At 35.8% G+C, this 12,512-nt stretch carries 5 protein-coding genes and 1 pseudogene; 1 reads left to right on the forward strand and 5 read right to left on the reverse strand.

All coding sequences use genetic code 11. The annotated features are described in order from the left end of the window. Positions 1–334 precede the first annotated feature (334 nt). Entirely contained in the window at positions 335–1,687 is a 1,353-nt protein-coding gene (gene amrB, locus PHV37_08385) for an AmmeMemoRadiSam system protein B (GenBank protein MDD3238096.1), read from the reverse strand. 57 nt (positions 1,688–1,744) lie between these two features. Between amrB and amrS the strand changes: the two genes are divergently transcribed. Then, positions 1,745–2,746, forward strand: coding sequence for an AmmeMemoRadiSam system radical SAM enzyme (gene amrS / locus PHV37_08390; GenBank protein ID MDD3238097.1), 1,002 nt, complete (start codon positions 1,745–1,747; stop codon positions 2,744–2,746). 31 nt (positions 2,747–2,777) lie between these two features. On the opposite strand, the gene PHV37_08395 is transcribed toward amrS, so the two are convergent. The 4 genes and pseudogenes from PHV37_08395 to rpoB form a co-directional block, all read right to left on the reverse strand. Beyond that, positions 2,778–3,251: a hypothetical protein gene (locus tag PHV37_08395; protein MDD3238098.1), complete on the reverse strand. Its 474-nt coding sequence runs from the start codon at positions 3,249–3,251 to the stop codon at positions 2,778–2,780. Positions 3,252–3,377: 126 nt separating this feature from the next. Then, complete coding sequence (locus PHV37_08400) at positions 3,378–7,214, reverse strand: DNA-directed RNA polymerase subunit beta'' (GenBank protein MDD3238099.1); 3,837 nt, start codon at positions 7,212–7,214, stop codon at positions 3,378–3,380. A 115-nt stretch (positions 7,215–7,329) separates the two neighbouring features. After that, a pseudogene (locus PHV37_08405) lies at positions 7,330–9,009 on the reverse strand (DNA-directed RNA polymerase subunit beta'). A gap of 41 nt (positions 9,010–9,050) precedes the next feature. Beyond that, positions 9,051–12,365 (reverse strand): DNA-directed RNA polymerase subunit beta, encoded by a 3,315-nt coding sequence (gene rpoB / locus PHV37_08410; protein ID MDD3238100.1) that lies wholly within the window; start codon positions 12,363–12,365, stop codon positions 9,051–9,053. Between the last annotated feature and the right edge of the window lie 147 nt (positions 12,366–12,512).

A 12,512-nucleotide genomic window follows, 5' to 3' on the forward strand; every position in this document is an offset into this window, starting at 1 on the left:
AAAACAAAAAGCTACACATCGGCTATAAACTTTAATAATAAGACTTTTAGGACAAATATGACTTTGAGTGGATTAAAAATATCAAAACCCCATTGAAAACAAAGCTCCATAACACCTCCACATATATATGTTTGAGCTAATAGCCAACTACTACATATTCATACCTATAAAAGTCAAAACTAAAATATAAATTACTCAATACTACGTTTACCATTTGCCAAAAAGCATTCGTGAGATATTTCATTCAAATGTAGCTGAGATAAACTTTCATAGTTTATAATAGCGGCATTTGTACGAATTATATCACTTTTTATACTACTTTAAATAGAAGCAATTAACCGTCAATATGAATTGCCGAAAATCTGTATGCTTCAAATGTCTTGGAAAAATAATCGGGTCGCAAACCGGCTTTCTGTTTTAAAGAATTTAAAAACATAACTTTTTCAGGTAATTGTTCCCAAACAGATGGCAAATATACAGCCTGATGAGCCCCATCTTTTATTATTATTCCATCTTCAAAGGGTTTGATTTTTTGCAATAAATCTTGCTCCCCGGAAAATTCAATTTTCATTGGTGCTGATAATAAAGAAATAGAAATATCAAGATTGTCAAATTCATCTTCCGTCAAAGGAGCAAACCTAGGGTCTTGAAAAGCAGCAGCTGAAGCATTGTTTATTAAATCAGCAATTAGCGGTCTATGTGCAATAATAGAGCCGATACATCCCCTTAAACTGCCATCTGTTTTCAACGTAACAAATGACGCACCGAGCTCATCAAATACTGGCGGAATAACTTTTAGCTCAACTTGAGCGTCCAATTTTTTGTTGTTCAATCCCATTGCAATACTTTTGTAACAAACAGAAATCGCAAAAGGTGAAAAATATTCTTTTATAAATTCTGATTTTGTCATTTCTTGAAGCATCCACGCACCATAACCAACGACTCTATCTTTATCCGCAGTAACAGCAGCAGAGTTTGTCAACCCTATTCTGATGAAAGAGTATTGATTTGCTTTTGCAAAATCAACCGCCGCACATAACCCTGTTGAGCCACATGCCTGCTCAGATTGAAAACCTGATAAATCCTGTTGCTCAATCATTTCCGCCGTTATTTTATCAATTTTCTTTGCTTCTACATCTGTATGAAAATGACTCAAGTCAGTTGATATAACAAAGGCATTTTCTTCATCTTTATAATATTTTTTTATAATGTTTGATATCTTCTCAACTTGATTACCGGAAGCCAATACAGGAATAATCCGAACATCCTCATACAGATATTGAATAAAAGGTATTTGAACTTCAATTGCGTGCTCTTTTTCAAAAGGAATATCTGAAACTTGAGCACCAAAATGCTTTACTATATCTGCAACTATATCTTTATTTACAGGAATTGTACCCAATGGTGTTTTAAAAAAATCATAAGAACACAATGTAACTTCATCAATCGGAACATAATGAACGGGTGAAATTATAAAAATATTTTTTATAGTTTTTTTCAAACATTGATAACCTTTTGCCGCCAAAGCTCCTGAAAATACATACCCCGCATGAGGAACTATAATAGCTCTTGACTCTACATCATATACCTTTTCATGAGAAAAAATAGTTTTTAATTGAGATAAAAGTTCTTTTTTATCCTCAAAATAGAATGTCCCCATTGCAGAAGATTGTTTAATTTTTTCCATAATAAATCACCGATTAAACCAATTACAAAATACATAATTAGCATTATAATATATTTTATGAAATACGAAAATAGCCTTACTTCTAATAAAGTTCAATGCACTCTTTGTCCCAGAAATTGCACACTTGGTGATGGACAAAGAGGATTTTGCTATGTCAGACAAAACATAAACGGCAAAATCAAACTTACAACCTACGGCTACACAACAGGACTCGCAATAGACCCGGTTGAAAAAAAGCCGCTTTACCATTTCTACCCCGGAAGCAAAGTATTATCTTTCGGCACAATTGGTTGCAATTTGGGCTGCAAATTTTGCCAAAATTACACAACAACAAAAGCAAAAATCGACCCGACCCTTCTTCAAAAAGCCTCCCCCATTGAAATTGCAACAATGGCAAAAAAATATGGTTGCAAAAGCGTAGCATTTACATATAACGACCCCGTGATATTTTTTGAATACGCAATTGATACAGCTAAAGAATGCAAGAAACTCGGAATAAAAACAATAGCCGTAACTGCAGGCTATATAAACCCCGAACCTAGAGAAAAATTTTTCAAATATATAGATGCTGTAAATATTGACCTCAAGGCATTTTCAAACGATTTCTATAAAAGAAATTCATTGGTCACGTTCCCACCCATTCTTGATACAATAAAATACGTAAACAAAAAAACAAACTGTCACCTTGAACTTACAACCCTTATTATTGAAGGGGAAAATGACTCAGAAACTGAATTGAAAAACGAATTTAACTGGATAAAAAATGAACTCGGAGAAAATATTCCGCTTCACCTTAGTGCGTTTTTCCCTTGCTACAAATTTGAAAATCATAAACCAACTTCACCACAAAGACTTATTAAATCATATAATTTTGCCAAAGAAGCTGGCTTAAACTACGTATATACAGGCAATCTTCATCACGAAAAAACATCAACTACTTATTGCAAAAACTGTAAAAAAGAACTTATAATCCGTAATCAATATATAATAAAAAGCTACAATCTCGATTATGACGGCAAATGCAAATTCTGTGGGACTAAATGCGACGGTTTATTTTAAAAAAGAGCGGAACATATCCGCCCTTTAATATTTATTTATTATTTAAAAACTTCTGAACTTTGGTTTCCATCGACTCAACCTTCATTTTCCATTCCCCTTGAGAATTTTTCCCGATGATAAAATACGCCGGCAAACTATAATCACTTGCCGAAGCCTTTCGCATTGCAGTAACCTTGTAATCTACACCATCTTTTGTAACTTTTATATCAGAATATGAATTACTGTATTTTACGATTTTACCAACTTTCATACCTAAACTTGCCTCTTTTTTGTATTTTGCAAAAGGGACATTTACAGCCTGCTTTGTTCCATCTGGCTTTATTACAATACGGATAATTTTCGGATTAGGTACAAAAAAGCTAAAGAAATTTGAAGAATAGCTGTTGCCCGCTTGAACATACTTATTGAAAAACTGCAAAACAGAAGCTGATTCATCATTAGCAATAGCAAAAGACATAAAAGTACCAATAATTAATGCAAAAAGTAATAATAATATTTTTTTCATTAAAGCCCCCTAATAGCCATATAAACATTATCTTTTATAAACTCTTTTTTGAAAGACTTAGCCATTTTAACATATAAAGAGACAGCCTTCAAGACTGCCTCTTTTCGTGTTTATTTGAAATTTAAATTACTCAATGGTAAAATCAGGAGCTCCGAACATACCTTCAATTTCTTCTAAGATAGCAGAAGGTTTGCGAGCATTGTTCTTTTGAGCAGCTCTTCTTTGAGCTTCTTTATCCTTTTCTTCTGACGCATTTGTCAAATGGTAATAACCTGTACCTGCAGGTATTAATCTACCGATGATAACGTTTTCTTTCAATCCTCTTAAAAGATCACGTTTGCCATCAACAGCAGCCTCAGTCAAGATTCTTGTTGTTTCTTGGAAAGAAGCAGCAGAGATGAAACTTTCAGTATTCAAACTTGCTTTTGTTATACCAAGCAATACAGCTTCGTATGTAGCAGGTTGACCTTCAGCTTCAATAGCCAACTTATTTTCTTCTTCAACAATTTTCAAATCAAGGAATTCGCCTGGGAGCAATTTTGTATCACCTGATTCAACAATTTTGACTTTCTTAGTCATTTGCTTAACGATAACTTCGACATGCTTATCAGCGATTTCAACGCCTTGAGAACGATATACACGTTGAACTTCATCAACCAAATATTGTTGAGCAGCTGACGCTCCGTTCAATCTGATGACATCATGAGGGTTCAACGGACCACTTGTTAAAGGTTGTCCGGCTGTAACCTCTTGCCCGTTAGCAACGATGATTGTAGAATCGATAGAAAATTTAATTTCGTATTTTCCATTGTCATTTACAATAAACAATCTAGGAACATCATCTTCGATTTCAATATGTGCGACACCGTCGATTTCAGCAAGAATAGCACAATCTTTAGGCTTTCTACCTTCAAGCAATTCTTCAACTCTCGGAAGACCTTGAACGATATCACCAGTTTTTTGTCTTTCAAATACCAATGTAGCCAAGAAATCACCACGTAGAACCAATGAACCATTGTTTACTTGAAGCATAGTTCCGGGGCTAATCAAATATGGGCGGCCTGTTCTTATTGTGACTGACGCCTTATCAACAGCAACAACCATACCTGAAATATCAGATTGTTCACCAGATTCAGAAAGTACAGAATCCATTTTGATAAATTGTCCGACTTCAACAATCGGTTTAGTTTTTGTTGAAATTGTTTCTTCATAGTTGTCAGAGATTAGAAGCAATCTTCTAAGGTCTTGAGCTGCACCCTTAATGCTTGCAACACCATCATTTACAGCCAAAACTTGAGTTTTAGCAACAGGAGTTTTTGCATCAATTATTTGTCCGTCTTGAACCAACAATTCAGTTTGCATTGAAGCTTTGGTCTTAGATGAACCTTCGATTTCTCTTCTTACAATCAATGTTTCAAGAACAACAACTTTTAAGTTATTATCCTCATCCAATTCAACCATACCTTTTAAGTGACTCAAGAAGCCTTGCATTTGAAGGACCAAGCTTGTTCTTGTAAGAACTGCACCATCCAAGTTTCTTACTCTTGCACCATCTTTGAATTGCAATTGAGTAACTGGAACAATGTCAATTGATTCATCAGTTGTGTTGAAATCAATAGAAACATCTTTTGGTTGAACATCAAATTTTTGAACAGGTCTTACTAAAATTTGGATAGGTTTATTTGAAATTTCTTCTTCATCAATAGTAGAAACATCAATATCTTCATCTAGATCATCAATTTCCATATTGTCATTATCTGAATCCAAAATAGTCACAATTGATAACTCTTTCGCTTTAACTTTAGGAGCGATTTGAGTACCGGCTTCAACAATCTCACCTTCATCGACTTTTAAATCGTTGATGTTTGACAATGTATAAACTTCGCCTGGTCTGATTACAACTTCGTGAATAATGTCATTGAATTCTTTTATTTCAACAATACCGTCAATGTGAGAATATAAATCCTTAACAATTTCGGTACCGGCTGTTACAAAAGTACCGGATTCAACCATTTTCAAAGCTGAATCTTTATTCAACTGATGTATTTCATCAGGAATAAAAATTACTTCGCCGGGTTTTGTTACGATTTGATTTTCATCAACTTCAACGCCGTTGTATCTAATTTCACCACTTGAAGCAACACTGTTTTCTTCATCGACAAGTTCTGCAATAATCATACCGTTTTCCACTGTTGTATCAACTGGAGATTTAACGATATATTTTTCGCCTGTAGCTTCAACTGTCCATAATTGTTCTTTTTTTGTATTTTCAAATACTGCGTTAGATGGCGTGATTGAAGCAATGACAATAGTTAATTCTTTACCTTTAACTATTTTTTTGATTTTTTTGCCTTCGAATTTAATTTCTTCAACAATTAAATTATCACCAACTCTAACTTCACCACCGTGTTCAGAAACGGTCATAATTTCGGCTAATTTTTCACCTGTTTTAATTTTTTGAGAATCTTCAACCAAGATTTTAGCACCACCCGGAAGATTATAAACGTCGCCGCCTAAAACCCAAATTATACCATTTTTATTGGCAGTTCTTGAAATATTACCTTGACGATCTTTCTTTTCATCTGCGATGAAGTCTTGGAATACAACTTCACCACCCAAATCAGTCGTAATATCTTTTGTAGCTTTTTCTGTTAAACGACTACCGTCACCTTGACTTGTAGGTTCAAAATCAGCTAACTTATCACCTTTTTTAACATTAAGTCCTTTGCTGATATGCAAAATAGCACCTGCAGGAATGTGGTATTTATAAGTCTTTTTAGCACCTTTCAATTCAATATCAGATTCTTGAAGACAAACTTGTACATCATCACCATGACGTGTTCTCAATTCTTTAAAAGCAATTTTAGATGTAATTTCACCATCTTCATCAGCAATAATTTGCTTCATAGCACCTGAGCCTTTGAATACACCGCCGGTGTGGAAAGTTCTCATTGTAAGTTGAGTTCCGGGTTCACCGATTGATTGAGCAGCGATAATACCAATTGCTTCACCGACATCAACCATTTTTTGAGTTGTAAGAGCCCAACCGTAACATTTTTGACAAATTCCATATTCAAGCTCACAAGTTAAAGGTGAACGAACTAATAATTCTTTAAGATTTAAAGGCTCGACTTTTTTAACATCCATACGATCTAAGGTTGTACCTTTAGCAACAATAACATTACCTTCAGCATCTTTTATGTCTTCAGCAATTGTTCTACCTAAAAGTCTGTCTGTTAAAGGAGCAACTATTTTTTCACCGTCTGAAATAGCTGACATTTTGATAGCTCTATCTGTACCACAGTCTATATCTCTAATGATAACATCTTGAGCAACGTCGACTAAACGTCTTGTTAAATATCCTGAATCGGCTGTTTTCAACGCTGTATCTACAAGACCTTTACGAGCTCCGTATGAAGAAATGATATATTCAGTAACCGATAACCCTTCTTTAAAGTTTGATTTAATAGGTAAGTCGATGATTTGACCTTGTGCATCAGCCATCAAACCTCTCATACCAACCAATTGTGATACTTGAGATAAGTTACCTCTCGCTCCGGAGAACGCCATCATATATACAGGGTTCAATCTATCAAAGTTTTCAACTACACTTTCAGTCAACTTAGCTGTTGTTTCAGACCAAGTATCGATGACCTTTGTATATCTTTCAACTTCAGTAATCTCACCTTTTAAATATCTGTGTGTTGATTTTTCAATTTCTTTTTCAGCTTGAGCAAGCAAATCTTTTTTTACAGCAGGAACAGATAAGTCAGTAATAGTAATAGTTGTACCCGCTTTTGTAGCAAATCTGTATCCCAAGTTCTTCAAACTGTTTGCCAAGTCAGCAGTTTTGGCACCGCCGAACTCAAGATATACTTGAGCAAGCAAGTTCTTCAACGAACCTTTATTCATCTGCTTGTTAATGAAGTCAAATGATTTCTTTTTGTGAATTAATGTATCCATGTTATATTCTCACCTTTAATTTTTATAAAATGTACCTTCCCTCTGTAGTAGCCTACAGGACGACGAAATGCAGGGGTAACCCTGCTTCGTCTTATGATGAAAGAACTGCTTTTCTAACAGTTTCGTTAAAGATAATTCTACCAACAGTAGTTGTAAGTCTTTTGCCTTTATCATCACGAACTGTAATTTTTTCGTGAAGAGTAATGACACCAGCCTCTAACGCAGCAATTGCGTCTTCAAAGCTGTAGAAGAATCTGTTTCCCGGTCCTTCATCTTCTTTTAGAATGGTTAGATAATACATACCTAAGACCATATCTTGAGAAGGTGTAATGATTGGCTTACCTGTAGCAGGTGCTAAAATGTTATTGGTTGCGAGCATTAGCATTCTTGCTTCAGTTTGAGCTTCAATTGATAAAGGAACGTGAACCGCCATTTGGTCACCGTCGAAGTCGGCGTTGAACGCAGTACATACGAGCGGGTGAAGTTGAATAGCTCTACCTTCAACCAATTTAGGTTCAAATGCTTGAATACCCAATCTGTGAAGTGTAGGAGCACGGTTTAGCATAACCGGATGTCCATCAATTACTTCTTCTAAAATATCCCAAACCACAGGTTCTGATCTTTCGATTTTCTTCTTAGCGGATTTGATATTTTGAACAAGTCCTCTTTCGATTAATTTATTAACAACGAAAGGTTTAAACAATTCTATAGCCATTTCTTTAGGCAAACCACATTGGTTAAGTTGCAAGCTAGGACCGACAACGATTACTGAACGACCTGAATAGTCAACACGTTTACCAAGTAAGTTTTGACGGAAACGACCTTGTTTACCTTCAATGATATTTGATAATGATTTCAACGGTCTGTTGTTTGGTCCAACGACAGTTCTACCACGTCTTCCGTTGTCAATTAGAGCATCAACGGCTTCTTGAAGCATACGTTTTTCGTTTCTAACAATAATTTCAGGAGCACCCATTTCGAGCAATCTCAACAAACGGTTGTTTCTGTTGATAACACGTCTATATAAATCATTCAAATCTGATGTTGCAAATCTGCCACCGTCTAATTGAACCATAGGTCTTAAATCAGGAGGTGTAACAGGAAGTACATCCATTATCATCCAAGTTGGAGATGTATTACTTGCAATTAAAGATTCTACAAGTCTTAATCTCTTAATTAATTTTGCTTTTCTTTGAACAGAACCACCAGCACTGTCAAGTTCAGCTTTTATGTTTTCTAACAATTCAGGCATTGTAATTTCAGAAAGCAAATCTTTAATAGCTTCAGCACCAATGCCTACTTTTAAAGCACTTTCTTCATTTTCCAACATAAAGTCTTCATATTCTTCTTCAGAAAGAAGTTGAAGCTTCTTAAATCCTGAATCAGCTGGTTCAATTACAACATAATTGTTGAAATAAATAACTTGTTCAAGGTCTTTCAAAGACATATCCAAAAGCAAACCAAGGTAAGATGGAATACCTTTTAAGAACCAAATATGAGATACAGGAGCCGCTAATTTGATATGCCCCATTCTGTGACGACGAACCTTTGAATCAGTAACTTCTACGCCACAACGTTCACAAATGATACCTTTATGTCTTACTCTTTTATATTTACCGCAATAGCATTCCCAGTCCTTTGTAGGTCCAAAAATTCTTTCGCAGAACAAACCGTCTCTTTCCGGTTTTAATGTTCTATAGTTGATTGTTTCAGGTTTTGATACTTCACCATACGACCATTTCAGAATACGCTCAGGAGAAGCGATACTGATTCGTATATAGTCAAAATAATCTATACTTGTAGACAATTTTTATCTCCTTTATATAATTTTAGTTCTTATTCTTTAAATGAGCTTGGGGTTTCAAAGAAATTGATGTTTAAAAGCTCTGAATCCACATCAGAAAGTGTTCTCTTAGGAGCTGACTTTCTAAGGTCATCAGTATCAGACATCAAATCTACTTCTTCGCCGCCTTTTTTAGCAACGGTAATATCTAAACCGATACTTTGTAATTCTCTTACAAGTACTTTGAATGATTCAGGAATACCCGGTCTTGGAATATTGTCACCTTTAACAATCGCTTCATAAGCTCTTGAACGTCCGTTGACATCATCAGATTTAATTGTAAGCATTTCTTGAAGCGTATAAGCTGCACCGTAAGCTTCAAGAGCCCAAACTTCCATTTCACCGAATCTTTGACCACCGAATTGAGCTTTACCACCCAATGGTTGTTGTGTAACAAGTGAGTATGGACCTGTTGATCTTGCGTGAATTTTGTCATCAACTAAGTGGACAAGTTTCAAGAAGTATGTAAGACCTACAGCAACCGGTTGGTCAAAAGGTTCGCCGGTTCTACCGTCATAAAGTCTTACTTTACCATCTTCTCTTACCCAATCACAACCTGAATCTTTGATACCTCTCATCAATTCAGCTCTTGTTGCAATTTCTGATTGATTGTCACCGTACATTTCATCGAACGGAGGTGCTTCATAATGTTCTTTTGTTAAGTATGCAGCCAAACCTAATAAACATTCATAAGTTTGACCGACATTCATACGTGAAGGAACACCAAGTGGGTTCAATACGATATCAACAGGTGTACCATCTGGTAAGAAAGGCATATCTTCTTGAGGAAGAATTCTTGAAACAATACCTTTGTTTCCGTGACGTCCTGCAAGTTTATCACCGACTGAAACCTTACGTTTTTGAGCGATATAAACTCTTATAACTGTATTAGCTCCTGGTGGAAGTTCATCGCCTTTTTCTCTGTCAAATACTTTAACATCGACTACACGGCCACCTTCACCATGAGGAACTCTCAAAGAATTATCTTTAACATCTCTTGCTTTTTCAGCGAAAATTGCTCTTAACAATTTTTCTTCAGGAGGATGTTCAGATTCACCTTTTGGAGTAACTTTACCGACTAAAATGTCATCAGCATAAACTCTTGCACCGATTCTGACAATACCGCGTTCATCCAAGTGTCTCAAAGACTCTTCTGAAACATTCGGAACTTCACGAGTAATTTCTTCCGGTCCGAGTTTAGTTTGACGAGCATCTATTTCTAATTTTTCAATGTGGACAGATGTAAATACATCGTCTTTGACGCATCTTTGGCTAAGCAAAATAGCATCTTCAAAGTTATATCCTTCCCACGGCATATACGCTACTAAAACGTTTTTACCGAGAGAAAGTTCACCGCTACATGTAGAAGCACCGTCTGCTAGGACGTCACCTGCTTTAACCACATCACCATCTCTAACGATTGGTTTTTGGTTAATACATGTATCTTGGTTACTTCTTAAATATTTCATTAATTGGTATCTGTGAGTTTTGCCTGCGTTATCCTTAACCCAAACTTCATCACCGACAACTCTTTCAACCACGCCGTCAACTTCAGTACAAACGACCATGCCTGAGTCTTTAGCCGCTCTTCTTTCAAGACCAGTTGCAACAACAGAACGTTGAGTAATCAATAACGGAACAGCTTGACGTTGCATGTTAGACCCCATCAACGCACGATTCGCATCATCGTGTTCAATGAACGGAATGATTGACGTAGCAACTGAAATGATTTGAATAGGAGAAACACCGACATAGTCAACACGGTTAGATTCACCCATTGTAAATTCACTACGGTAACGGACAGGAACATAATCTTCTTTAATAGTTCTGTCTTTGTTTAGTTTAATATCAGCAGGAGCAACACGGAAGTTTTCTTCTTCATCCGCACTCATATAAGTAACTTCATCAGTAACTCTTCCTTCTCTTACAGCGAAATAAGGAGTTTCAATAAAGCCATAATCATTAACTTTTGCGTGAGTAGCTAAAGAACCAATCAAACCTGCGTTCGGACCTTCAGGAGTTTCAACCGGACAAATACGTCCATAGTGTGAAGGGTGAATATCACGAACTGCAAATCCAGCTCTTTCTCTAACCAAACCACCAGGTCCAAGAGCAGAAATACGACGTTTGTGAGTCAATTCTGCAAGCGGATTTGTTTGGTCCATAAATTGAGACAATTGAGAAGATCCAAAGAACTCTTTCAATGCCGCAACTAAAGGTTTTGTATTTAATAAGTTCAATGGAGTCAATGTTTCAGAATTTTGAAGAGTCATTCTTTCTTTAACGATTCTTTCAATTCTTGATAAACCAACTCTGAATTGATTTTGGAGCAACTCACCAACTGAACGAATACGACGATTACCCAAGTGGTCAATATCATCAACTGAGCCTTCATCGTAAGTTAAGTTTACTAAATATTCGATTGAAGCAACTAAATCTTGTACCGTCAAGGTTCTCATTGTTTCAGGAACATTCAAATTCAATTTTTTGTTTAATTTGTAACGACCGACTCTGCCGATATCGTATTTCTTTTCATCAAAGAAACGAGCTTCTAAAATAGAACGACCGCCTGCAGCAGAAGCTGGGTCACCCGGGCGAAGTTTTTTATAAACTTCAATCAAAGCATCATCAGTTGTTTCAGCTGTATCTTTTTCAAGTGTCTTTTTCAAAAACTCAAAGTGGGTAAACAATGTTTCCATTTCAGGAACAGTAATACCGATAGCCTTCAACAATGTTGTAGCTAAGATTTTTCTGTTTTTATCAATTTTAACGTGAATAACGTCATTAGCATCAGTTTCAATTTTTAACCATGCACCTCTGTTAGGAATCAAGGTTGCATTGAACAAACGTTTACCTGTAGGAGAAATATCTCTCTTGAAGTAAACCCCTGGTGAACGTACGATTTGAGAAACGATAACACGTTCTGCACCGTTTACGATAAAAGTACCTTTATCAGTCATCGTCGGGATATCACCGATATAGACTTCTTGTTCTTTGATTTCACCTGTGTCACGATTTACTAAACGAGCCATAACTCTTAGCTGTTTTGCATAGGTAGCGTCATGGATTCTAGCTTCTTCGATAGAATATTTCGGATTATCGAAGGTATAATTAGGAAGGAAATGCAATTCCAATCTTCCTGTATAATCTTTAATCGGAGAATAAGAAAGAAACTCCTCTTTCAAACCTTCTTTAAGGAACCATTCAAAAGATTTTTTTTGAATTTCAATTAAGTCCGGCAAGTCATCCAATCTAGTTCTGGGCATGCCCATTGGAGTAACTCTTTCAGAATATTTTGTTGTCGACATTCATTCACCTCGCTGTATGTGGTGTACTACGTAATATAATTAACTTTAAATATATTCAATTTATAATTTTTACTATATCGTTATTTTTGTTTCGATTGTGCCTCTAAACCTTTTGTAGACAGGCTTAAAAGCCTTTTATAATCATAA

The sequence above is a fragment of the Candidatus Gastranaerophilales bacterium genome (assembly GCA_028693235.1).
Classification (GTDB): Bacteria; Cyanobacteriota; Vampirovibrionia; order Gastranaerophilales; family Gastranaerophilaceae; genus JAQUVW01.

Coding starts and splice junctions, on each gene's coding strand:
- rpoB (MDD3238100.1), bottom strand. CDS start 12,365: ATGTCGACAACAAAATATTCTGAAAGAGTTACTCCAATGGGCATGCCC.
- amrB (MDD3238096.1), bottom strand. CDS start 1,687: ATGGAAAAAATTAAACAATCTTCTGCAATGGGGACATTCTATTTTGAG.
- PHV37_08395 (MDD3238098.1), bottom strand. CDS start 3,251: ATGAAAAAAATATTATTATTACTTTTTGCATTAATTATTGGTACTTTT.
- PHV37_08400 (MDD3238099.1), bottom strand. CDS start 7,214: ATGGATACATTAATTCACAAAAAGAAATCATTTGACTTCATTAACAAG.
- amrS (MDD3238097.1), top strand. CDS start 1,745: ATGAAATACGAAAATAGCCTTACTTCTAATAAAGTTCAATGCACTCTT.